The organism is Heyndrickxia sp. NPDC080065 (assembly GCF_050281185.1).
In the GTDB taxonomy this organism is placed as follows: Bacteria; Bacillota; Bacilli; order Bacillales; family Bacillaceae_C; genus Heyndrickxia.
The window spans coordinates 57,852-82,280 of sequence record NZ_JBNNWS010000010.1 but is presented as its reverse complement, the minus strand read 5'-3'; the positions used below and the strand labels follow the sequence as shown (position 1 = coordinate 82,280).

24 protein-coding genes, 2 pseudogenes and 1 riboswitch are annotated in these 24,429 nt (G+C 33.2%); of the genes and pseudogenes, 8 read left to right on the top strand and 18 right to left on the bottom strand.

The window, feature by feature from the left end; all coding sequences use genetic code 11:
• Positions 1-5: 5 nt before the first annotated feature.
• A complete protein-coding gene (locus ACQKP0_RS13585) occupies positions 6-887 on the bottom strand; it encodes a pentapeptide repeat-containing protein (protein WP_427406392.1) in 882 nt (293 codons plus the stop codon).
• A gap of 352 nt (positions 888-1,239) precedes the next feature.
• Here ACQKP0_RS13585 and ACQKP0_RS13580 point away from each other — a divergent pair, with 352 nt between their 5' ends.
• Positions 1,240-4,290, top strand: coding sequence for an ATP-binding protein (locus ACQKP0_RS13580; protein ID WP_427406391.1), 3,051 nt, complete (start codon positions 1,240-1,242; stop codon positions 4,288-4,290).
• A 240-nt stretch (positions 4,291-4,530) separates the two neighbouring features.
• On the opposite strand, the gene ACQKP0_RS13575 is transcribed toward ACQKP0_RS13580, so the two are convergent.
• Entirely contained in the window at positions 4,531-5,277 is a 747-nt protein-coding gene (locus tag ACQKP0_RS13575) for an aminoglycoside phosphotransferase family protein (RefSeq protein WP_427406390.1), read from the bottom strand.
• Between the two features lie 322 nt (positions 5,278-5,599).
• Positions 5,600-5,704: riboswitch (SAM riboswitch) on the top strand.
• A gap of 87 nt (positions 5,705-5,791) precedes the next feature.
• Here ACQKP0_RS13575 and ACQKP0_RS13570 point away from each other — a divergent pair.
• Positions 5,792-5,995, top strand: a complete 204-nt coding sequence (locus tag ACQKP0_RS13570; RefSeq protein ID WP_427406389.1) for a Fur-regulated basic protein FbpA — start codon at positions 5,792-5,794, stop codon at positions 5,993-5,995.
• A 69-nt stretch (positions 5,996-6,064) separates the two neighbouring features.
• Here ACQKP0_RS13570 and ACQKP0_RS13565 read toward each other — a convergent pair whose 3' ends face one another.
• The 3 genes from ACQKP0_RS13565 to ACQKP0_RS13555 are packed head-to-tail and all read right to left on the bottom strand — an operon-like array spanning position 6,065 to position 7,952.
• The gene (locus ACQKP0_RS13565; RefSeq protein ID WP_427406388.1) at positions 6,065-6,715 is read right to left on the bottom strand and encodes an ABC-2 transporter permease; all 651 of its coding nucleotides are present in this window, start codon (positions 6,713-6,715) and stop codon (positions 6,065-6,067) included.
• Positions 6,716-6,717: 2 nt separating this feature from the next.
• Positions 6,718-7,572: an ABC transporter ATP-binding protein gene (locus tag ACQKP0_RS13560; RefSeq protein WP_427406387.1), complete on the bottom strand. Its 855-nt coding sequence runs from the start codon at positions 7,570-7,572 to the stop codon at positions 6,718-6,720.
• Between the two features lie 2 nt (positions 7,573-7,574).
• Positions 7,575-7,952 carry a GntR family transcriptional regulator gene (locus ACQKP0_RS13555; RefSeq protein WP_427406386.1) on the bottom strand — a complete coding sequence of 126 codons (378 nt, stop codon included), beginning with the start codon at positions 7,950-7,952 and terminating at the stop codon, positions 7,575-7,577.
• A 212-nt stretch (positions 7,953-8,164) separates the two neighbouring features.
• Here ACQKP0_RS13555 and ACQKP0_RS13550 point away from each other — a divergent pair, with 212 nt between their 5' ends.
• Positions 8,165-8,887 (top strand): hypothetical protein, encoded by a 723-nt coding sequence (locus tag ACQKP0_RS13550; protein WP_427406385.1) that lies wholly within the window; start codon positions 8,165-8,167, stop codon positions 8,885-8,887.
• On the opposite strand, the gene ACQKP0_RS13545 is transcribed toward ACQKP0_RS13550, so the two are convergent.
• Both ACQKP0_RS13545 and proP read right to left on the bottom strand, forming a co-directional pair.
• Entirely contained in the window at positions 8,871-9,017 is a 147-nt protein-coding gene (locus tag ACQKP0_RS13545; RefSeq protein ID WP_427406384.1) for a hypothetical protein, read from the bottom strand. The two genes, ACQKP0_RS13550 and ACQKP0_RS13545, sit on opposite strands and share 17 nt — an antisense overlap.
• A 300-nt stretch (positions 9,018-9,317) precedes the next feature.
• Positions 9,318-10,799, bottom strand: a complete 1,482-nt coding sequence (proP, locus tag ACQKP0_RS13540) for a glycine betaine/L-proline transporter ProP (RefSeq protein ID WP_427406383.1) — start codon at positions 10,797-10,799, stop codon at positions 9,318-9,320.
• A 535-nt stretch (positions 10,800-11,334) separates the two neighbouring features.
• On the opposite strand from proP, the gene ACQKP0_RS13535 reads away from it, so the two are divergent.
• Positions 11,335-11,937 carry a S26 family signal peptidase gene (locus ACQKP0_RS13535; protein ID WP_427406382.1) on the top strand — a complete coding sequence of 201 codons (603 nt, stop codon included), beginning with the start codon at positions 11,335-11,337 and terminating at the stop codon, positions 11,935-11,937.
• Between the two features lie 199 nt (positions 11,938-12,136).
• On the top strand, positions 12,137-12,361 hold the full coding sequence (locus ACQKP0_RS13530) for a hypothetical protein (protein ID WP_427406381.1): 225 nt from the start codon (positions 12,137-12,139) through the stop codon (positions 12,359-12,361).
• 421 nt (positions 12,362-12,782) lie between these two features.
• Here the strand turns inward: ACQKP0_RS13530 and ACQKP0_RS13525 are convergent, their stop codons facing one another.
• On the bottom strand, positions 12,783-13,304 hold the full coding sequence (locus ACQKP0_RS13525) for an HD domain-containing protein (protein WP_427406380.1): 522 nt from the start codon (positions 13,302-13,304) through the stop codon (positions 12,783-12,785).
• 166 nt (positions 13,305-13,470) lie between these two features.
• On the opposite strand from ACQKP0_RS13525, the gene ACQKP0_RS13520 reads away from it, so the two are divergent.
• The gene (locus tag ACQKP0_RS13520; protein ID WP_427406379.1) at positions 13,471-14,649 is read left to right on the top strand and encodes an MFS transporter; all 1,179 of its coding nucleotides are present in this window, start codon (positions 13,471-13,473) and stop codon (positions 14,647-14,649) included.
• Between the two features lie 231 nt (positions 14,650-14,880).
• Here the strand turns inward: ACQKP0_RS13520 and ACQKP0_RS13515 are convergent, their stop codons facing one another.
• Positions 14,881-15,639: a TrmB family transcriptional regulator gene (locus ACQKP0_RS13515; protein ID WP_427406378.1), complete on the bottom strand. Its 759-nt coding sequence runs from the start codon at positions 15,637-15,639 to the stop codon at positions 14,881-14,883.
• 368 nt (positions 15,640-16,007) lie between these two features.
• On the opposite strand from ACQKP0_RS13515, the gene ACQKP0_RS13510 reads away from it, so the two are divergent.
• Positions 16,008-17,186, top strand: coding sequence for a NupC/NupG family nucleoside CNT transporter (locus ACQKP0_RS13510; protein ID WP_427406377.1), 1,179 nt, complete (start codon positions 16,008-16,010; stop codon positions 17,184-17,186).
• 149 nt (positions 17,187-17,335) lie between these two features.
• On the opposite strand, the gene ACQKP0_RS13505 is transcribed toward ACQKP0_RS13510, so the two are convergent.
• The gene (locus ACQKP0_RS13505) at positions 17,336-18,121 is read right to left on the bottom strand and encodes a TrmB family transcriptional regulator (protein WP_427406376.1); all 786 of its coding nucleotides are present in this window, start codon (positions 18,119-18,121) and stop codon (positions 17,336-17,338) included.
• 125 nt (positions 18,122-18,246) lie between these two features.
• On the opposite strand from ACQKP0_RS13505, the gene ACQKP0_RS13500 reads away from it, so the two are divergent.
• A complete protein-coding gene (locus tag ACQKP0_RS13500) occupies positions 18,247-19,011 on the top strand; it encodes a TSUP family transporter (protein ID WP_427406375.1) in 765 nt (254 codons plus the stop codon).
• Positions 19,012-19,202: 191 nt separating this feature from the next.
• On the opposite strand, the gene ACQKP0_RS13495 is transcribed toward ACQKP0_RS13500, so the two are convergent.
• The 8 genes and pseudogenes from ACQKP0_RS13495 to ACQKP0_RS13460 form a co-directional block, all read right to left on the bottom strand.
• Complete coding sequence (locus tag ACQKP0_RS13495; RefSeq protein WP_427406374.1) at positions 19,203-19,691, bottom strand: SRPBCC family protein; 489 nt, start codon at positions 19,689-19,691, stop codon at positions 19,203-19,205.
• Between the two features lie 42 nt (positions 19,692-19,733).
• The gene (locus ACQKP0_RS13490) at positions 19,734-20,519 is read right to left on the bottom strand and encodes a GNAT family N-acetyltransferase (protein WP_427406373.1); all 786 of its coding nucleotides are present in this window, start codon (positions 20,517-20,519) and stop codon (positions 19,734-19,736) included.
• A gap of 395 nt (positions 20,520-20,914) precedes the next feature.
• Positions 20,915-21,295, bottom strand: a complete 381-nt coding sequence (locus ACQKP0_RS13485; RefSeq protein ID WP_427406372.1) for a VOC family protein — start codon at positions 21,293-21,295, stop codon at positions 20,915-20,917.
• Between the two features lie 126 nt (positions 21,296-21,421).
• The gene (locus ACQKP0_RS13480; protein WP_427406371.1) at positions 21,422-21,850 is read right to left on the bottom strand and encodes an FAD-dependent thymidylate synthase; all 429 of its coding nucleotides are present in this window, start codon (positions 21,848-21,850) and stop codon (positions 21,422-21,424) included.
• 203 nt (positions 21,851-22,053) lie between these two features.
• On the bottom strand, positions 22,054-22,647 hold the full coding sequence (locus tag ACQKP0_RS13475; RefSeq protein WP_427406370.1) for an HNH endonuclease: 594 nt from the start codon (positions 22,645-22,647) through the stop codon (positions 22,054-22,056).
• 73 nt (positions 22,648-22,720) lie between these two features.
• Positions 22,721-22,951: pseudogene (locus ACQKP0_RS13470) on the bottom strand (FAD-dependent thymidylate synthase); the annotation flags it as partial.
• A gap of 216 nt (positions 22,952-23,167) precedes the next feature.
• On the bottom strand, positions 23,168-23,941 hold the full coding sequence (locus ACQKP0_RS13465) for a class I SAM-dependent DNA methyltransferase (RefSeq protein ID WP_427406532.1): 774 nt from the start codon (positions 23,939-23,941) through the stop codon (positions 23,168-23,170).
• Positions 23,942-24,001: 60 nt separating this feature from the next.
• Positions 24,002-24,379: pseudogene (locus tag ACQKP0_RS13460) on the bottom strand (DUF3995 domain-containing protein); the annotation flags it as partial.
• Positions 24,380-24,429 lie beyond the last annotated feature (50 nt).

Genomic DNA, 24,429 nt, shown 5'->3' with positions numbered 1-24,429 from the left:
TTTTATTAAACTATTTTATTTGTTTTTGAAGACCAGTGTGCAGGACGGGAAAGCAAGTTAGGTAATTTTGTGTGTTCGTCTCCCTTCGCTGAATTAATCTGAACTTGCGTGAGAAAAATACATCCAGTTAGATCTGCACCACTAATATCCGCGTCTCGGAAATCAGCCCCAATAAGGTCAGCCTCTCTCAAGTCGGCACCACGGAGGTCAGTAGCAATAAGGTATGCACCTCTTAAATTAGCTCCTCTAAGATCTGCCCCTTTAAGCTTAGCTCCCATAAGATTTGCGCCACGACGGTCAACTTTCTTTTTGGAGATCTTAAGCTTTGTAAGAAATTGTGTTCGCACAAGTTCGCTAGTTTTTAAAAGCAAAGTATTTACACCTGCTCGGTGTGCTGGAACGTCAAGTTCTATAAGTGATTCGGGACTAAGTTGAGTAAGTTGTTCTGTTTTGTCAAGCATAGAACTTATCTCAATATGTATTGAACGTGTAGCTTTCAATCTCAGTGCTTCGGTTAGATACCAGAGCATTTCATGAAGCTGGTGCATAATGGGAAACACATTAAACATTTTCTTCGCCACTTCTGGGTCTTTGCGCCAATCAACTCCATCAAAAGTGACTTTAGAAACCTTCTGACCTGCACCAAAACATTCAAAAACAGTACATCCTTTAAACCCCTTCTGTCTGAGATCCTTATGGATGCTGCAACGGAAATCTGATTGGAGATTTTGACATGGCTTTCCGGCAACTTTATCGATTGCAAAATCTGCAGAAGCTGCGAAAGGGAGGGCGACACAACACAACCCAAAGCAGTTTTTACAGTCAGCATGCAAACTTTTTTGAACAAGGTCGATTTTCGGATTTGAATAATCTTGATTCTTAAACAATTAGAGCACTTCCTTTGTCACTCAATTTCTTGCTTAGTTTGATATATAGGTAAAAAAATAGTTTATTCTTTTAATAGTGTAGGTTACAATGTCAACTTTTTGAATACTTTTATTTGCTGTATGACACCACACTATCTTTTACATTAGATGAATCTGATATAAAATTAAGGATTTATGTTAATCTATAAATAATAACATAATTTTTCATAGTAATCTGAAGAGAGGGATAGAAATTATAAAACAAGTAAGCTCTACTATTATCGATTCTCTTTGTAATTTATTTCATATAAAGAATAAAACGGCTGTAAAATATATTACAATCATACTATTATTTCTTAGCGTTCTCCTCTCAATGCGATATATTTGGTATGAGAAATTTTCTACGTCTGAGCAGCCTCATGCTATCAATGGTGTACTTGACTTGCGCAACTGGGATTTAGATAATACCAAAACATTCTCCCTAAATGGCGAGTGGCAATTTTACCCTGATAAATTCATTTCTCATAGCGATGTTCGTATATATGAAAGCCAATTTCGTAATATTCAGGTGCCAGGAGACTGGAGTAGTGTGCAACCAAAAGAAAGAGAAAACTCATACGGATACGGAACCTATCGCTTGCGTATCCTTGTCGATCCGTTGAAACAGCCAATCGCACTTTGGGTTCGAGGGATACAAGCCTCATCTGTAGTTGAAATAAATGGTGTAAGTGAGGTAGGTATCGGAAAACTTGCCGATAACGCTAAAAATTACACTCCAAAGACTATTTCTTACACAGCTTCCTACTCTGGGAATGGTGCGAATGAGATTGAAGTGCTTATTCGAGTTGCAAACTTTGAAGATCCTTATAATGGTGGTATCATGCGTTCCATTAGATTTGGGTCGCAGGACGCGATTGATTTCGAACGTTGGTATTCTATCGGTTTTCAATTGGTTATTTTTATTATTTTAATCATTCACGCTGTATATGCGTGTATTCTCTATGTATTTAATCTACAGGAACGGACTTTGTTAATTGCTAGTTTATTGTTATTTTTAGTAGGAATATCTATTGTCGCTGGCCATGATAATATACTAATGCTTTGGCTTCCTCTTAATTATTCATGGGCACTAAAGGTCAGACTTTCATCTCTAGTATGGCAAACCTTTTTCGTTCTTCTTGTCTTCAAAAGGTTCTCTCATAAGCCTCCAAAGGAAAAGTGGTTGAGAGTATATACTGTTGCACTTATTTTTTATTCTGTATTTCTTTTAGTTGCAAACGCTCCATTAGTGAATGGTTCTGTTGAATTAGGAATATTTATTTTCTTTTATTTATTTCCTGTTTTTTGGTTAATTTCTATAATATGGACAATGATTTTTCAGACGCAATCGGATATTGATGCCGTCTTTGTGCTTCTTGCTGCAGCTGGTATTATTTGTAACATTTTTTGGAATGTATGGGATTCTTATCATAAAATAACAAGCGTATATTATCCAATCGATATTATTGCGGCCCTAATAGGTTTTTCTACATATTGGTTTAAGAAATTCTTCCGACAATCTAAGGAAAACAATGAACTAAATCAGCAATTAAAAAGAGCCGATAAGCTGAAGGACCAATTTCTTGCTAATACATCACACGAACTAAGAACACCCTTGCACGGGATTATGAATATCGCTGAAACCGTTGTAACTAAGGAAAAGAAGAAAATGGATGAAAAAAGCGTTGAGGACATGGAACTACTTATAACTATCAGTAACCGTATGTCCCAAATGCTTAGTGATCTTCTTGATGTCACACGACTCCATGAACACCGTATTGTTCTACAACAAGAACCTTTAAAGATTCAATCGATTGTTCCTGGTGTAATCGCAATGCTTAATTTTATGATTGAAGATAGACCTATCAAACTACAAGTGAATATTGCGAAATCATTACCACCAGTAATGGCCGATGAGAAAAGACTTGTGCAAATATTATATAACTTATTACATAATGCCCTTAAATTCACGGAAGAAGGCATAATCTCCATTTCCACCAAAATTCGGGATAACCGTGCCTACATTCATGTCTCCGATACCGGGGTAGGCATGGATGAGAACTCCCAAAAGAGAATATTTCTCCCATACGAACAGGGATCTTATGGGATAAGCGATGGGAGAGGAATTGGACTTGGATTAAGTATATGTAGGCAGTTAGTAGAATTACATGGCGGTGTACTGACCGTTTCCTCCGAAGTGGGTAAGGGCTCAGTATTTAGTTTTGATCTGCCATTAGCAAACGAATCGAATTCCGCTTTATCGTTAAAAACAATATCATCACAAAAGATAGAGGATGGAAATGTGGACTGGTCTTCTAGATTTATATATCCATCCAAAAAAGCAATGGGTGAGTTAGCTGCCTCTGCACTTGTTCCACCACTCTTAAATGGAGGGAAAGTTAATATTCTTGCGGTTGATGATGACCCAGTAAACTTAAAAGTGCTCGTTGGGATTCTTTCTACTGAGCCATATTCCATCACGACAGCTACTTCTTCCAAAGAAGTGTTGGATTTGCTTGGCACACAGCAGTGGGATCTACTTATTGCTGATGTTATGATGCCAAATATGTCCGGATACGAATTAACACAAAAAGTACGGGAACATTACTCATTATCAGAACTTCCCGTTTTGCTACTTACAGCAAGGAGTCAGCCAGCTGACATTTATACTGGATTCTTGGCGGGAGCCAACGATTATATCACTAAGCCTGTAGACTCTCTTGAACTAAAATACCGAATTAAAGCGTTAATAACTCTGAAACAATCCATCAATGAACGATTACGTATGGAAGCAGCCTATTTGCAGGCACAAATTCAGCCGCATTTCTTATTCAACACGCTTAATTCAATTATGGCACTTAGTGAAATCGACATAGAAAAGATGCAAAATCTAGTTCACGCCTTTGCTTCATTTTTACAATTCAGCTTTGATTCACTAAACACAGGTGAACTTGTCTCACTTACACATGAACTGGAGCTTGCAGAAGCCTATTCGTATATTGAAAAAGTACGGTTTGGAGATAGATTGTCTATCGTATGGGATGTTGAGCCCAACATCAACTTACATCTCCCTCCTCTTACCATCCAGCCGTTAATTGAAAACGCCGTTAAACATGGCATCCTAAGCCAGAGCAAAGGTGGTACTGTCAATATACGGATAACTCGTAATGAAAGCTTCACACTAGTAGAAGTAAAAGATAATGGGAAGGGCATGGAACAAGAAAAAGTAATCCAATTATTGAGTTCAACAGTAAATGGAAAAAGAGGAATTGGACTTTCAAATACTAATCGACGATTGATACAATTGTACGGTCAAGGCTTATCTATCGTTAGTGAGCCCAATAAAGGAACAACGGTATCATTTGCCATTCCGAATAAGAATTAATAAGATTTTGATAGAATTAGAGATGAACTTAACTTATCAATAAATAATAGACCGGGAAAAGCATATTAAGTAGTCTTCCCGGTCTTATCTAATATAAAATTAATTTAGTATCCTCAATTAATTAAGGGTTCCACGAGATTTTACCGATTATTAGTATTATTGAGATCAGATTTTTTACAGATGGGATCACTGCCACTTGTGTCAATCAATTGACCGTTGCCATCAGTACTAAATCGATATTTAAATGGGACAGTAATGATTTACTATCTCTATAAGGCGTTCAGATTTCTCTGATAATACATTTTCCGATAGTCTTGCACCAGCAATAATTGGAGCCCATTCAAATACTTCATCTTTTGATAAACCGCTTTTCTCACAATAAATTCTTAAATACATTTCAGCTAATTCTTCTGAAATCTGTGAATACAAAAGATATGTGCGATATACATCGGCACGAATATCACCTGAACTAGAATCAACCCAATCTATTATCGTTACTTTATTATCTGACATAATCAAGTTAAAAAAATGATAATCTCCATGACAAAGCCTTTTCTCAAATTTCATCATATCCAATTTTTGAATTAAAGCAGTCTTATGTCTTTGATCCAAACTGCCAGATTCTATTTGACGACGTAATTTTTCAGACATGGGTTCAAGAGAATCACCTGCAATCATATGAATTTTTTGTTGTATATCAACGGAAATACTCATGTAATATTCTGCTTGTTCCATATTTTCGGATAGGATATCACCTATTGTTCTCCCCTTAATATATTCCATTATGATAGCTTGTTTTCCATTTATTTTTGTAACATCCAATATTTTTGGTACAGAAAGTCCACACGAATAGGCATATTTTTGCTTAAATGCTTCATATGAAGATTCAGTATCCGGTAAATGGTCGTTAAATACTTTGATAATCCTGTTTTCGTAAAGATAGATTTTTGCTGTATTTCCTTTTGCAATTGGAGTTCCTAAATTCATTGGTTATCTCTCCTACAATAAAAATTTCCTTGTTCTAAAAACTACAATTTGTCGGAATCGGCATTCGAAGATAGGTAATTATCCTCGCAATCGGTTGTAAATAAATCATTGATGTTGTTTCAAGCCCCCGCTTTTACCTTGTACCTTTATATTCTTGATTACTTTAAAAATTCCTTCTTTAGCTCCACTAAACCTTCAAGTGTAAGAATTTATTGTTTAATTACAAAAAAATAAATCTTAGTTGACAAATCGGCATAATAGGATTTAAGCTAATATTAAGAAATGTCTCTTTTGTTAAACGAGTAACAAGCAAATATTTTAAAACTTATCAAGAGAGGTGGAGGGACTGGCCCGATGAAACCTCAGCAGCAGATTCTTTTGGAATCCTGTGCTAATTCCTGCAAGCTTTATGCTTGAAAGATAAGTTGAGGTTATAAATTATTTACTGAATCCTCTTCTTATCTTTTAAAAATATTTAATTGTAACCAAAATAATCAGAAGGAGAGGATTTTCAATGGGAAAATTTCTTAAAGAAGCTGTAGAAAATAGACGAAACGAATTAATTAGTAAATTGATTGAGCATGATCAATATAAAAAAGATGGCAAACATCTTTTTGAGTTGACTTTATCCGATTTAGAATATGAATATTTTAAAATTCAATCTCAAGTCCATCCACATAGTGGGATTGACTCCATCCGGTGGACCAATTTTAAATAGTTATACTTAAAGCCTCTTCACAATGTGGAGAGGCTTTTTAGACTTGATAAAAGAATGCTTATTATATCTTTACAGATCTTTTTTTGAGTAGATCCTTATAGATACTTGCATCGAAATATACCCAATAATTAACGATAGAACAAAAGGAATCCAACCATAAATATTTTGCGATAATGAAATAGTAAAATTAATCGAAAGATTAGATGATGTATACCATTTAATCAAATTCGGCAGGACAAAGGGCGTTAAAAATACAATTATAAAACCAATATATTTCGTTTTTTCATATCCAAATTTGACTTGGACAGGTATTAATATTCCAAAAAAAATAGATAATACAAGCATAATAGTACCTATTTTTGTAATACTCATTTGTTGAATATTTGGTGATATCCCTAAGTAGGTTAATATAGTATATAGAATGAAACAGCACATAAAAATAATAAGAATTAAAAGATATTTAGCTTTTATCACACCATTACGTTTATATGGTGTTGTACAAAGAAGAGCAGCTCCTTTGGATTTATCTTCTAAACTTGAAATGGAAATATACAATATATATTCTGTTAATAAAACGGTAATAAGTAAACTAACAAAACCAGTATCACTAAAACTTGATCTTGAAGCAATTAATAGAGGAGAAACAAATGAAAATATAGTCATAAACATTAAGTATTTTTTCGCTAGTAACAGATCTTTTTTTACAAGACTAAATAACATTTTTAATGACCTCCTATATAAGCTAACATGATTTGCTCAATTGTCGGTTTTTCAATGATGATCTGATACATTTGTTCTTTAACTATTGATAATTTATCTGTAAGTCCTTCAAAACCATATGGAGATAAATGCAAGCTTTTAAATAAATTCTTCGTATATTCGTTAATTAAGGCTTTGTCCCCTTTAATCCAAGCGTGTCTATCTAATAGTTCATCCTTATCTTCATTTAATAAAATTCTTCCTTCATCTATTAAAATAAGTACATCTGAAACTTTTTCTAAATCAGATGTAATATGTGTGGAAAAAAATACACTTTTCCCTTCTTCCTTCATAAATTCTAAAAGGATTTCCATTAGTTCACTACGGACTAAAGGATCTAAACCACTTGTCGGTTCATCCATAATCAATAAATCAGCATGGTGGGAAAGAGCTAAAGCAATCGCAAATTTCATTCTCATTCCTTTAGATAACGTAGAAATCTTTTGATTAAGATTTAACTTGAACTTGTCTATATAGTATTTAAAGACGGGTTCATCCCATTTTGTATAGGCAGGGGCAATAACACTTTTCATTTCTTTTAAGGTTAATTCTTCGTAGAAATAGCCTTCATCCATTACCACACCAATTCGATCTTTAAAGGCCCCCTCTTTTTTATCGATATTTTCACCTAAAAAATTGATATAACCAGAATCCTTTAATATTAAGCTAAGTATCGCTTTAATTGTAGTCGTTTTCCCTGCTCCATTTACACCAATAAAACCAGTGATACAGCCTTCTTCAAGAGTAAAACTTACATTATCTAATTTAAAATTTTTAAACGTTTTATTCAGATTTTTTACTTCTAATAACGTTTCCATTTCTAATCATCCTCTTCAATAAGTAAATCCATCATTAAATAAAATTCGTCTTTCGAAATACCGACCATCTTCGCTGTTTTCCAAGCTTCTATTAATTGTGTTTCAACCATTTGTCTTTTGGATTCCAGCAGCATGTCTAGGTTTTCTGGAGCAACATAAGAACCTTTTCCGACCTTTGTTATAATAAATCCTTCTTTTTCCAATTCTTCATATACTCTTTTAGTAGTTAATACACTTACATGCAGATCATTTGCTAAAGAACGTATAGAGGGAAGCTGCTCACCTTCTATTAATTCTTGTTGAAGAATTGCGGTTTTAATTTGATCTTTAATTTGTTGATATAAAGGCTGATCGGACACATTTTTAAGTATTATTTTCATAAAAGAACCTCTTTTTTTATAACTGTTTATGTTACACATATACACCATATACACCAATTACAGTTTTATTGTAATACTGATTTTATTCGATATCAATATAAAATTGTTTTTACTTCTATCCATACTCTTTTTTAAAAAGTTAAATTCAAAAGGAGTTTTTGGAAAACGTGAAGAAATAATATAGTAATTTTAGTAAAAATGAGGTGTATCCTATGGCTAAGACAGCCCTTCTAACCGTTACTCATGATCCTAATGGACGGAATATAGACCTATTTATGGACTTACATAAAAATTTTGAGGAAATTTATTCGGAAATTTTTATAACAATAAGTGATGAATCTTCTATTACACTCATAAAAGAAATTGAAAAAAGTAACTTTAGGATAAAAATAATACCAAAACAAGGTGCTGCCCATGCACGACGTGAAGTATTAAAATTTGGTCTATCAGGTGAAAGCCAATATTTTCATTACTGTGATTTTGACCGAATTCTTACTTGGGGTAAAAATCATTTGAATGAATTAAAAAAGGTTGTTTCCGACATCCCTAAGTATCATTATTTAATTCTAGGTCGTACCGAAAGAGCGTTGAATACTCACCCCATTGAATGGATAGAAACGGAGAAAATTACAAACAAGATTTTTTCTTTAGAAATTGGAAAAAAAGCCGACATAACAGCCGGATCATCTGCTTTCTCAAGAGTATGTGCTAAATACTTAAATAAATATTCCAAAGGAAAAATGACTGATGCCGAATGGGCAATGATTATTCATAGAATTGGGAATCTAAAAGTAGATTATCGATCTGTAGAAGGATTAGAGTATTGTGAAGATATTAATAGTATCAATAGCAATATAAGTGATTCAGAGAAATGGTTAGGCCGTTTAAAACTAAGTTTAATAATAAGCGAAACAGCTATCAATACGGGGAAATAAAGGAACATTTTATCACTGCACCATCCCAAGGCTTAAAATTAATTTGTTCATCGTTTATTTGTTCTAACAGTTTCTCCAACACATTTCGATGCTGCAACCATTCGTTCATCATCTGGATAGCGTGCTTCATTTGTATTCCTTCAATTCGAGTATTATGTGGATGCTCTATCCTTACATGAAAAGCATTTAAAATTTATTTCTTTACTGAACTGAGAAATTCCTTTTTATTTAAATAAGATTACACACAAAAAAAGGATTAATTACAAATTAAAAAGATGAATATGTTTTAAAATCTCCCAAAAATGTATTTTGCAATTAAAAAATGTTGTTTATGGCAGTATGTTTTATGAATGAAAAAAAGCTAAAATATGCAAGAAGTGCAAAAAAAGTTGCATATTTTAGCTCATAAATTTTTATTGTAAAAGAAAAGCTATTTTTCATTTTCCGATTCGGCGATTTTTTCATCAATATTTATTTTTTCCTCTTTCCACCACAGGGCCTCCCCCGGATCCTCTAGAATATCTGCAATTTCTTGTTTTTCCTCTACTGCTGGTGCTGAGCCCCGCAACGCTTTTCCGGTGGTTTCCTTTACAAAAAACATTGTCAAAATACCAATAATGCAAGCAGCCATAATATAATAAGCTGGTACCATTGGGTTTGCTGTTATTTTTATTAGCCACGCCATCATCAATGGAGTTGTTCCACCAAATATGGAAACCGAAATATTAAAAGTAATGGCCAGCGCAACATATCTTACTTCTGTAAAGAATAAGGAAGGCAGCATGGATGGCATTGTCCCTTCGAAGGTAGCTAAAAGAATAGCTAATATCATTAGGCCAAAAAAAACCATCATATTATTCCCACTTCCAATCATCCTGAAAGATGGGATGGACAGAAGAATTAGTCCAATCAAACCACCTAAAATAAGGCGTTTATTCCCAATTCGATCACTGAAATAACCCATGAGTAAAACAATTGGAATCATGATAAACATAATAATTAGAATGAACAAAAGACCCTTCGCTTCTCCATAACCTAGGACAACATTTAAATATGATGGCATATATGATAACAACATGTAATCCACAACATTAAAAAATAAAACTAAAACTACCCCTTTAAGCAACTGTGGCCAATGAAAAACAAAAACTTTTTTTATTACCCCTCTTTCATTGTCTTTGTGTTTCTCTTCATTCATTGCTTCAAAGACAGGTGTCTCCTCTAAATTATTTCTCAAATAAAGACCAATTAGACCCATCGGAGCAGCAATAAAGAACGGAATACGCCATCCCCAATCCAGCATTTTATCTGGTCCAAGCAAATAATTTAGAATCGTCACTATGCCAGATCCAGCAATATATCCTATTAATGTTCCCACTTCTAACCCGCTTGAAAAAAAACCTCTTTTTTTATCGGGTGAAGATTCCGCGATGAATGTCATGGCACCTGAATATTCACCGCCTGTGGAAAATCCTTGGATCAATCTTGCTAAAAGCAAAAGTATAGGAGCAAGCGTTCCAATCGTTGCATAGCCCGGTATCAAACCCATACTTAAAGTAGAAAGAGACATTAACACTAAAGTGATGGTTAATATCTTTTTTCGTCCTAACTTATCACCTAACATACCAAAAAACATCCCGCCAAGAGGACGAACGATAAACGCTACAGCAAAAGTAGCGAACGAATACACTAATTGGAGAGGCCCGGTTGCGCCCGAAAAAAACACCTTTCCTATCGTTACAGCCAAATAAGAGTAAATTCCAAAATCAAACCATTCCATCGCATTTCCAAGGGCAGTAGCTACCACTGCTTTTTTTGCCGCATTTGTATCCACAATGGTAATATCATCTTTTTTTAGTCTTTTTTCTGATTTCTTTTTTAACCCTGTCCACTTTTTCACATTATCAACCAATTGCGTCACCTAAATTCTTATATTAAATCAAATTATTAATGTTATTTTGAACTGGCTTCTTCATTACTATTCAAATGAAATTTTCGTGAAGCTTTTTAAATTTAGTTAACACTTCGTTTTCAATTTTTCTAGTCCACAATCTAGTGCCCAACATCAATTTTAAAATGGAGGGTTACTGGATACCAGCTCTCGAACGAATAGGAGAGTTAAGCAGTTGCAAATGCCCTAGGAGAAAGATTAGTACGGAGTAAATGATTTTGTCCATTGGACCGTCCTCCTAGTTTTTATACGTCTACTTAACTAAGGCATGTCCACGGAACCCTTATTAACATTATAGTGATAGATATAATATTCCTTGAAAATGTTGCTCATTCATTTTTGCCCCTGTAACAAAAGACTTTATATAAAAAAAGGACAACAATAAACATGTTGCAAATATATACATCAATTAAATACCAGAAACTCTAAAAAAGACAAAAATTTAATAATGATTTTTATTTTTTTACTGTAAAATATATGTAAAGGAGGAATACTAATGAAAAAAATTATTATATTAGGAGTTATTATTTCAATAATAAGTGGTTGTTCATTAAATTCTTCGACTGAGGGTATTAAAGATGAAAAAACAAAACCTGAAATGATTACAATTGATAAAATAAGCAATAAAATGATAACGTTCCATAGTATGTCGGATTCTATGGATAGAGGAAACCACGAATATAGTGATAAAGTTTTTGCAATTGATCCAACTATTGATAAAAAAGGAATATCAAGAGGGAACATAGTTTTATTTAAGGATAAAGATGGAGAAAAAAGAATAACAAGAATTGTCGCATTACCAACCGAAACAATCCATATTCAAAAAGGGCAAATTTTTGTAAACGATAAAAAACTAGATACATTTTATGGTTCTATGCATCGTTTAGGAAGTACAAAAGAAGAATATTTTAAAGCTATGGAGAAAAATAATATAAATCATGATAAAAAAGGTATGATTGAATTTTTCGATCAAGATAAAAAGAGTACAAAATTACAAGAAACCGAGTTTTTTACCACTGGTGATGATTGGCTTCGCAGTGATCAGAAAATAATAAATGAAAATGACATCATCGGACTGGTCTTAGGGTATAAAAATTAATATTAAAAAGGCAAAAAGCAGTTCCAATTACCACTTTCAAAAATAACCATCATAATTACTACTACACTTATCTTTAATTACATGTACTCCCCTTTATCAAATAAAACATGATCTTGAACAAAGATGTAGTTCAGAAAAATTTTAATCTTCCAACAGAAGATAAATAATAAATATAATTAGTTTAAAGGCGGTGTAGATAGTGGCAAGTAAGTCCAAAATTGTATCAAATTCATTCTTTACTTTTTCAGTTTTATTATTATTCATTATGTTATTAAAAAGTTATATTGATTATCAGAATTTTATTAAACACCCTGAATGGTCAGCACCTTTATCGACTCATTTATTAGTAACAGGTATAACTTTCTGTATCCCAGTCTTTGTTGCATTAGTATTAGCGATTATTTTTAGATATAAGGAAAATTAGCAATATTATTTGAGGAGGTTTCTGAATTTTCGAGCAAAATAAATTTAACTTCATAATTAATAAGGAGTGGTTTATTTATTAATCACTCTTTTTTACACCTTTCATCTTACTATAAATCCCCTATTTATTATCTTATCAAGCATTCCCCAACAGGAGTAAAAACTTCATTTTCTTCCCTCCAATTTTGAACAACTATTTCATTTAATTTCTTAACGAAAGGCATGACTTCATCAACAACAACACCTATTTCACTGGTGTTAAGTAAATCTTTAGATGTTAACAGGAAATTACTTGCATTATATAATCATGTCTTGTAATGAATTCTAAAATGTTTCCTGATGGATCCTCAAAATAGATCGCTTAGGCATTCCGGCTATTGAAAAACACTCAACTTAATGGACTAAGATTGAACTGATTTACTTTACTTAAGCGTTAAAAAATAATCCTCAATTTTTTGATCCAGCTTCTGTATCATTGTTTTTTCTTTTAATACATCAATCTGTCGATAATGATGTGAATTTCCGGGCTGCTTGTCCTTTTCATCGGCTAAATTGATTATTTTTTGTAATGGAGTTAACTCATAATTTCCTTTTGGAAGTGCAGATTCAGTATGAAATAAAATGGCATGAGCAATCTCTTTTGCTGCTTGTTTGTCCTCTCCTAGACGCACTAATAATTTATGTGCTCTTTCCGCACCTTTTATAGGATGAATATCATAATCACGATAGTGTTGATAATCCCATTGTCCATTGCTATACCATTCATAATGCCCAATATCATGTAAAAAACCTGCCTTAGCTGCCCAATCAGGATTTACATCGTATTCCTTTGCGAGCTGGAATGAATGATAAGCGACTGAAATAGCATGTGCCATTCCGGAGCGTCTAATAAATTTTTGTGAAATCGGATGATTGTAAATATCAATTAATTTAACGGATGTCATCGATAATTCCCTCCTTAAAAACTAGTAATTAAAGGTTAAATTATCGATATATTAGCATCTTTGTAAGGTAAAATCAATGCAAATTTTTAGTAGAAAATTTAACTTGTTTAGTTCTGTTTAATAAGTTACTATTATAGAGGTAACCTTCAAAGAAAGGAGCTATACCATGGATAAACGTGTATATTTATTAACAATTGTTTCGTTTGTTGTCGGAATGGCTGAGTTAATAATTGGTGGAATTTTAGACCTAATTTCCAAAGATTTAGGAATTAGTCTTGGAAAAACGGGATTTCTTATAACAATTTTTTCACTTGTGTATGCTATTTCAGCACCAGTTTTGTTAACTTTAACATCAAAAATTGAACGGAAGCGTTTAACTATTTTTACTTTATTTATATTCTTCATAGGGAATGTTACTGCAGTACTTAGCTCATCCTATATGATGTTATTAATAGCGCGCATTATCTCTGCTGCTAGCGGTTCATTGCTTATTGTTTTATGTGTTACGATTGCGTCTAATATTGTTAAAGAAAAATATCGTGCTCGTGCAATCGGAATCGTTTTTATGGGAGTTAGTGCCTCCCTTGTATTAGGAGTTCCTATCGGATTGATTTTAGGAAATTCCTTTGGATGGCGAGCTCCTTTTATCTTGATTTCACTATTATCCTTGCTTTCTATAGCTGGAGTATATTTCTATATGGGCAGAATCGAACCGAAACCATCTATTTCAATTGGAAAGCAAATACGTACATTAAAAAATCGAAAAGTTTTATTTGCACAATTAACTTCTTTTTTATTTTTAGCGGGACACTTAACTTTGTATGGATACCTTACACCATTTTTAAAAATGACGTTAGGGTTGAACGGAACATGGGTTAGTATGGTATATTTAATCTTTGGTATTGCTGCAGTGGTTGGCGGAGGTTTTGGAGGCTGGCTAGCAGATAGATTTGATACTAGATTTGCCATTTTAGGTGTGATTGTTGTCTTTGGACTATCTATCTTTATGATTCCTTATACTACATTCGCATTTCCATTATTCCTAATCGTAATGGTCATATGGAGTATGCTAAGCTGGGCGATTACACCAGCGATGCAAAGCTACCTTATCAAGGCATCTCCTGAAACATCTGATGTTCAGCAAAGCTTAAACAATTCAGCCCTTCACTTTGGAATAGCTTTTGGCTCTTTCATCGGAGGTCTAGTAATAGAGCACGCCTCTGTTATGGAGAATGCTACAGTTGGCGGTGTATTTATTATCATGGCATTAGGAACTGCAGTTATTTCCATGGTAAAAGGAAGAAATAAACCAAAGACATTCGTTGCAAATAACGAGAGACAATAGATGAATTTTTTTGGATAGCTTTGTTAAAAAAGATTGCTGTTTCTAATTTATTCTGTAGGTATGAGATCAGCTAGTTTTCACTACGTAAAGAAATCACTTCACGCATTCCCTACAATGGATATTATCAACAATAACTATTAACGAAGACTTTTTAATATATGTAATAATAGAGGCTGATTCGAAAATAACTTTAATGTTATTTTCGAATCAGCCTTTTTTTATTCTGAAATACTAGTATCTTAGCTTCATTAAAATACTTCTTATCTCTTCATCATTCATCAGTAAATCGAAATGTTTTTCGTTAATTTTCGCTAATGCAACATCATGATAGAAGAATTCCGTGAAAACTTTTATAAATGGTTTAGACATCGTTTTTAATGCCTGCCATGAATGATTTTCCATACCGGCAAAGATAACTTCTTTATCATCAGCAATAATTAAGCGAAATCTTTCAAGCGTTTGGTGCTCTTTTGCAGGAATTAAAGTATGTATTTGGGATAAATTCGTTTTTAAATCACCTACGACAAGAACTTCTACTTCTACCCCTTCCCCTTCTTTTTCATGTAATATTGGCAAATATTCGATTAAATCGTCTTTCCATGCTGAAATCCGGATCGATTTTTTTGCCTCTTGAACAAGCTGCTTACTTTGAACCTTGATCGATGAGTCCATTTTTAAACTCCAAACATGTTCATCGTAAAAAGTTCTCTTGTTTTTATTATTTTTTAATTCTTTTACATTGTCCTGAAATTCAGCTGTAAGCTTATCGATAACAAGTTGAATCGGCAATGCCGTATAAAGCTTTTTCTTTTCAGAGATTGAATCCAATACCATTCCTTTTTCGATCAGCCTTGAGATCACCTCATATATTTTTGCTTTCGGGACACCGGAATATTTAACAATATTTGTCGCATCCATTGGCTCCTCGCTAGAGGCAAGGACTTCAAAAACTTTACTTTCGTATTGTGAAAAACCAAATTTTTGTAACATATTTCCTCCTAAACAAAATCAATTATTTTAATGCTTTCTCATAGATTGCTTTAATTTAATTAAAACTTACTTATGTTAATCTTCAAGATCTATTGAAAATTGCATAGCAAAACTTTTTCATGATAAAAGATTCCACAAAGGACATGATATCTATAATAATAATGCATAAATGAAAGCAATTCCATTCAATGCTCCTGCCTTATACTATTGAAAAAGGAAAAAATCAACATTGTCAGCATGCTTAAAAAAATATACTATATTTATTGTAATTTTCATTTTGAAAGCACAAACATAGCCACTAGAGTAAATTTTTTATTATGCTTTATCAAACAACCTAGAATAATTTTCAGCTTAGATGGAGGAAACGTATGAAATATATCATTTCAGCAATCGGTTTATTGGTAGTTTTAGGATTAGCATTACTTGCAAGCAATGCAAAGAAAAAGGTTAAACTTAAACCAGTTTTCATTATGCTTGTTATTCAAATACTTCTTTCAGTTCTCCTTTTAAATACGAAATTTGGATTATTATTTATCCAATTTATTTCAAATATTTTCAGTCAATTGCTTAGTTTTGCTCAAGAAGGAGTTTCTTTTGTCTTTGGTGGTATTGCCAACAAAGGTGAGAGTCCATTTTTCCTTAATGTATTACTTCCTATTGTTTTTATCTCTGTATTAATTGGTATTTTTCAATATTTAAAAATTCTTCCTGCCATTATGAAAGGAATTGGCTTCCTATTAAGTAAAGTCAATGGAATGGGGAAATTAGAATCATATAATGCTGTTGCTTCTATGATGGTTGGACAGTCCGAAGTCTTTATTACTGTTAAAAAACAACTTGGCCAGCTACCTACACATCGTTTATATACACTCTGTGCATCTGCAATGTCTACGGTTTCTATGTCCATTGTTGGAGCATATATGACAATGATTGAACCGAAATACGTTGTAACCGCACTTGTGCTGAATCTTTTTGGCGGTTTCATTATTGCCTCCATTATTAACCCATATGAGGTTGAATCTAATGAAGATATTTTAGAAATTAAAGAGGAAAAACAATCTTTCTTTGAAATGTTAGGAGAATATATTCTTGATGGGTTCAAAGTAGCAATTATTGTTGGTGCGATGCTGATTGGTTTTGTATCATTAATGGCGGCCATTAATCATACCTTTTCTTACTTATTCGGCATATCTTTCCAACAAATTCTCGGTTATATTTTTGCTCCCATTGCTTTTATTATGGGAATTCCAATGTCTGAAGCAGTACGTGCAGGAGGCATCATGGCTACCAAATTAGTAACGAATGAATTTGTTGCCATGATTGATCTAACTAAAATAGCTAGCGGTTTTAGTTCTCGTACAATTGGAATACTATCGGTCTTTTTAGTTTCTTTTGCAAACTTTTCTTCCATTGGCATCATCGCCGGGGCTGTTAAAGGGTTAAATGAAAAGCAAGGAAACGTCGTTGCCAGATTTGGCTTAAAACTTTTGTATGGCGCGACTCTCGTTAGTGTTTTATCTGCGATTATTGTTAGTTTGGTTCTATAATGACCTTGCCTAATCAATATGATAAATCCCTGCTGGGTATGAGTTCAGCTAGTTATGTTCTATATCCCTACAGACAATTATATTAAAAATAAAATCGAACAAAGCCAAATAAATATGATAAAAACCCTCATATTTTTTATATGAGGGTCCTATTCCAATTTAAAAAATTTCTCTCTCTCAGGTGCAATCCACGAGTCAAAGTCTTCCGCGTTTTCTTTAACTATCCTATTTACTAAGACATCATGCCAAATATAATTTTCCAATAAGTAAATATGTACTGGATCATCTGTGTAAAAAGCTGTATCTTTTTGTTCTGTTGAGTGACCATATACCATTTCCTTCCCATCAATTGACAGGATAAACCATTTTTGTTCCCTAATATTATTTACATAATCTGTAGTTCGATGAACCTCTAGGCCTGGTAATGGGGTCGCTATTTGAAAGACCATTCCTTTAAGAGAACAATCTGCTAGCTTCTTCTCTAGATCCTCTAATAAGTGGTGATACATCGATTCCCATAAAGATACGACTACTCTCTTTTCCGCGCGACGCAAAAGGATCCGACAAAAGGAAAGAATGTTTTCTTCTCCTTTCAATGTCGTGATACGGGTATCCGCTTCCGGACCTTTTTTTTCAAAACATATCAGTTCTTTTTTTACCGATTTAAATGTGTCTTTCCATTTCGATTCAATCAATTCTAAAAAAACGTCTACAGGTAATGGAGAATAAAGAATAGATTCATTTACTTCTTCCTTTAAAACGATTCCTTTTTCCTCTAAATCATTTAATACTTCATAGATTCTGGCCCTAGGAACTCCTGAATCTTTGCTTACTTGATAAGCATTTGATGTACCAATTCGCACTAAGGAAACATAAGACATTGCCTCATATTTGTTAAAACCTAAAGATTGGATTTTTTGTATAAGATCTTCCATCAGGCATCCCCACAATCAAGTTCTATATTACTTTTTATTATAACGTGAATAAGACTATTTACAAACGGAAAAAACATAGTTACTATTTAAGTAGTGACTACAATATTATAGGAGGATGAATCCTTTTGCATGATATTCATTTGTATACCCTACTTTTCTTAATAGCAACTGGTTTTCTTGCCTCATTTATCGATGCAGTCGTTGGAGGCGGCGGTCTAATTTCAATACCAGCGCTTTTATTTGTCGGACTTCCTCCATCGACAGCGATTGCTACAAATAAATTAGCCAGTTCCATGGGATCGTTGACTAGTACGATTTCCTTTATTCGATCAGGAAAAGTTAATTTTCGCTTAGTTTCGAAGCTATTCCCTATAACGTTAATCGGTGCTCTTTTCGGTGCTTATATCGTAAAACATGTGTCATCTGAAATACTAAAGCCACTAGTATTAACATTGCTAATTACTGTTGCCATTTATACTATTCTTAAGAAGGAATGGGGAAAAGATTCAAAATATAGAGGAATGACGAAAACAAAAGCCGTTCTTTTTGCATTAGTTATTTTTTTGATCGGTTTTTATGATGGATTTTTCGGTGCAGGAACAGGGGCATTTTTACTATTTTCTTTTCTTATGATCGGATTTGATTTTGTGCAATCAGCAGGAAACGCAAAAGTTCTTAATTTTGCTAGTAATCTTGCAGCTCTATTTATGTTTTTATATTTAGGTATTGTCAATTTCTCCTACGGAATACCTATGGGGATCGCTATGATTCTCGGAGCAATAATCGGCTCTAATTTTGCCATCAAAAAAGGTGTATCCTATGTAAGAGTTCTATTTATTTTAGTTACACTATTCCTTATCGGAAAAAATATTTTTGACTATATTAAATAAAATTCGCCGATCTCCTATTCATAAGGAAGATCGGCAATGACAAATCAATTAAAAATTATCCTGTTCCCCTTTCAATCTTCTAACCTCGTTTTCTAAATGATCCAGACGCCTGTGTATGCGATATATAATTGGCAAATAAGCTATAATAATAATAATTACCCACCACACTTATGAATCCCTCCTAAAATATATTAATTAGGTTGACAACACAAATTCCCTTCGCCCTTTTCAAGTGCTGATTTTAAGCTGCTGAGTACTTGCGACCAAGCCAATTGATGCCAATTATATGCCTCAATCCAATCTGCCTGATCTTTAAAACCTTCATGTTTAATGAGGACACGTGTTGAATTTTCATCGATAGATTCAAAAATAACTTTAACAGCAGTCAATTCTCCTTGATTCATGATTTCCTTAAATTGATCAGGTCCCTTCCATGTGAAATACAGTTCTTTTTCTTGAACAAGCTTAGTTACTTTACATCCCTTTGTATTCATTTCTTCCCGATTTCCTGGTAAAAAGTACAGTTCATAGGTGCCTCCCTCAACAGGTTCAACCACTGCTTCAGGTGCAAACCATTCTGAAATTCTTTCGGAAATCGTCCATGCGTACCAAACTAATGATAGAGATGCGTGAATAGTCACTTCCTGAGTCAATATTTTTTCTTTTGAAATCGTATTCATATTAACCTCCCCTATTATATACTTAATTTTCAATCATTTTTCTCAAATCTTTATTACTCTCCATTCACAAACCTCTGTCATCCCTAAGTTTCTATACACCCGCCTAGCAGCGGGATTATTGTAAAATAAGTATGGATACTTTCCTTCCTTTAATAGCTGTTCAAACATACCTATTAATACATCGGTACCATAACCCATACCTCGACAGCTAGGGTCGGTACATACACCGATAATAATTGCACTGTTTACTCCCTCTTTGATAGTAGCTGCTGTAGCGACCATCTTATTTTTAACACTTAAATAAACGGTACGATCACTGGTAGTTTTCAATCTTTCCTTTTCCATTCTAATGTAATCACTCTTACTTTCAGGTAAAGTGCTAACAAATTCAGCCGTTAATCTAAATAAATCAAACTGCTGTCCAATTTCTTCATCTGTTTGGACAATTTTTATGTCTAGGTTAGGGAATCTTCGTTTGGCAGTTATATTTTTTACTACCCCCATATAGGATAGTGTATCTTCTTTTGCCCGAATCAAAGGTTCAAATTTAGTTATTAACTTGCTGGGCCCTGTTAATTTTTGATATGGCAGTATTTGTAGTATTTCGCTGTATGTTGTTACGTCACGATCAAATGGAGAATAGTATGTTACGTTGTTAAACTGGTTAAGAAGAATCGACACTAAGTGTTCATTTTCATACTCACCATACACATTTTGATAATTTTGATTGACTAAATCATTGATCAGAAAATAATAGTTTTCGACTTGATCTCCAAATAGCTTTAACACCTCCTTATGATTCGAATTTGATAACTGTTTAATCGTCATGTATTTCCTCCTTTGATGCATTCTATCAAGTTGATTTTTAAAGTGATTATTATCTTGAGATTTTCCCCTTAATTATATAATTTTACCATATTTTAAATAAATTACTCAATATTTTATAATTATTCAAATAATTCAAATATTATTAATGAGAGCTTTTTCAGTGATAAATGTAGGCTGTTTTCGCATAGATTGTTGCTTTTCGTAAATAGCTTTAATCCTTAAATAAATAGGCTTCGTGCTCTTTTCATCATCCCATACTCCTTATGAAAGTAGTAAAATAACCGTAAAAATCCTACTGCCGATTTTTACATTGTTGCACAAAGTAACAATGTTTCAGAAAAGAGCCTAAATAAAAAAACGACTAAAAATTCCTAGTCGTTTTCTTTTTATATGATTCACTTTTTCTCCATCACTGCAAAGTAATTGTTTTCATTATCAGCAAAGTTAAATACTCTACCAGCAGGCATATTGACAATTTCTCCAACTGTTATATTTTTACCTGATAAGTCTTGATATAATTTATCAAGATCATCTGAATAGAACATTAATGAAGGTGTATTAAGATTTAATTCCGGCTGCATTTTAGCGATCAGTTCCTTATTGTGGAGCACGATGCTTGTTTCCGCTTTTTTTGTTGGAGCAATTTCAATCCATCTCATTCCTTGACCATTGTCCTCTTCGGAAACGATAATAAACCCTACTTTTTCTGTCCAAAATTCTAACGATTCATCTTGATTATTCACATAAAGCATAATTTGCCCAAGTTTATTTATCATTATATTTCCTCCATTTCATGATTCTCAATAGTTATTATATAACTGCTCAGAGAAATCACCAAATATCATCCATTTTAAAATTGAATCATCATAACTTAAAAGGAAATAATACTTAATCTTGTTTTATTATTTTTCCCTTTTCAGCAACTCACTTATTGCATTAGGAAACAAAGGTTCACTTAGCTGCAATATTGCCTTTGCATACTCTTGAATTTCTTTCTGAGCATCATGCTCCAGTCTTTGATTTAAAAAATGACAAACTGATTGTAAAGATGCCGTCCAATACCAACGTACATACATTCCATAGGCTGGCAGGAAGAGCCTTGCTTGCTCTGCACATATTCCATCCTTAAGAGCTGATTCATATTTTCGTATCCCTTCATCAACATATTGCATAAGCTCTTTTGTATATTTATCACCCTGTTCCATTGAAACTGAATGACCACTGCCCTGCTTCGAATTTTCTGGTTTACTTCTCCATTCATCTTGGTCAGGTATATAAAACTCACAATCTTCCGTAATGTAACGTCTACTAGATTCATTCCAAGCGTCCATTGTATGGTCTGAACCTACAACGTATTTCCCTCTTATGTTACGGAGTAACCGTTTCCGTTACCCCTCTCATAGTTTCCTATGAGGACAGACTATCTCTTTACCTCATTTGAGGTATTGGGTGCTTCGAATTCACTTGAATTCTACTTCCTTACGGAATAGTCGTTACACCTTCCGATTAATCGGCTCGGCACGGTATTACCATATCACTGTTTGTTATGACTTAGGCTTTCACCGTTTTCACCCAATGCACTCAATACATCTCTGTATTGAGGGGCAATTATATAACGTCCATTGTCAAATTTAATTACACCTAATTTAAATAATTGGAAAGCGAATTGTTCTAACTGATTGTGAATGTCTCTATGTGAAGATAAATTTTTGCAAAGATAAAGGTTAGTTATATCGTTATTAGTTTTGTCACCGTCAATGTGATGTATAATTTCACCTTTTTGAATTTCTCTACCCAAGTAATCTTGCATAACTTTTCTATGCTCTATTACATATTTACCTTTATTTCTTCCGTACTTTTTAGCTTCACTTTCTCCAACATAAATTTCAACATATCCGTGATGATTAATGTATTTTGAGCCTTTTTGAATTTCATGTTCTGGTTTTCTTTTACCGCTATTCCAAGAAGGTATTCCTCTTTTTGCAATTCCATTTCTTTTGTTGGAACATTTCTTGCAGGGATGTTCTTTCTTATTTAAAATAGCAGTATTTCTTTGAACAACTCTTTCATTTCCACAATCATCACATTTCAATTTTATTTTCGCTTTTCCCTCATATTTGACAATCATCAATACCACCCTTTTGCCTTATTGTAAAACAATTATGATGATATCGTCAAACAACGTAATATAATTTTTACCATTGTCTTGCAACCATTAAAGGAGCATACACTTCATATTGCAGTGTAGCGTGTCTGAATGGACTTGTATGACCTTCCCTAGCAAGAAATTTAATCAATTTAATATCTTTTTCATTTAATTCATTTGATTCTTTCGCATAGGAAACTCTCGCAGAATTTACAACCGTTAAATCTGATCCCATATGATCAACAAGTCGAACATAACCTTGATCTAACACATGAATCATATCCATCTCTTTTATCTCCCCTTCATCTATTCATTAATTATTAGAGAACTTTTAAACCTAAAATTCTCCCTCATAATAATTCCATGCCTCTATATTAAATTCCTTTTTTTATTTAATGATCTGGAAATTTCAGCAACTGAGTTTACTCTTCTATTTCTGATATAGTTTACTAGCAAATTACAGTAAAAAAGCCAACAATAGTATGTTGACTTTTTGTTTTTCTTATTCTTTTATTTTTTTACAAACATAAATCATTGCATAACTTTCATTTGTGATCGGCCCTTCATTCCAATCTTTATATACATTTAGAATCTCAAAGCCGTTTTCAAACATTAATCGTTCCATCTCTTTTGGATAAACATATCTTAAACTGATGTTCGTTCTTATTTCATCTACCATTTGCTCTTCAGTATTTAATATTTTTCTTATAGTCGTGTAGTGTTGAACCTGATTAAGTGCATCATAATGACTGATTGTATAAACATCTATTTTCTTTTGAGTCTCGGTATCAATATACGATTTCCAGTATTCTTCTGTACTTGGCTGTAATAACTCCTCTTTAGATGGAAACCTCGTATCAAAAATAAATATCCCGCCAAGTTCAAGATGTTTATTCACAGAGCTTAATAGTCCATCCTGCGCCTCATTTGTAAGAAAGTGTTGAAAAGAATTACCGACTGAATAAATCAATTGGGTTTTTATATTTAAATTTAGTTTAGTACAATCTTGTTCAACCCACTTAATTGGTAAATTCAGTTTACTAGACTTCTGTTTCGCTTCATTTAGCATTCCCTTATGTACATCCACACCAATTAGCTGATATCCTTTACTTGCTAGTGGAATCGTTGCTCTGCCTGTCCCACATGCTAAATCAATAATTGATCCTTCTATTTTAGAAGCCCATTTTAATAAAAACGGAATGTCATCTTTGTACGGTTCATTTTCTTTATCATACAAAACAGGATTATCATATTCCTCAAAATTCTCTAATTCCAAAAGATTCACCTTCTCTTTTTTTCTTTCTTTTTTTATAGAAAAAAAATATAATATACCCCCAATCATCCAGAAAGGCTCCCAAAATACTAATCTCCAAAAGGTGGCATACCTATCTAAATCAAAATAATAAAAGTCCATTGCACTTAGAGCTATGGTAATAAAATTTACCAAACCATACAAGAAAAGTAATATTCCACAAATTTTTATAATCAGATACAGTGACTTTTTAATCAAAGAATTGTCCCAATTAATAAGCAGCATTGCGAGCAAAACTGCACCGAACAATTTGATCAATCCAGTCATCCAAACGATTACTTTAAACGATGGCTCTGGATTCAATGACATTTTATAAATGGAACCTCCAAGTGAACGAACACCGATCATGCCTCCTGCTGCCCAATAGAAACTCAAGAGAGAAAATAAAATCGTCCATGTCATTCCTAAATAAACACACCGCTTATTAATTTCCATAAAAGTAAGCTCCTTAT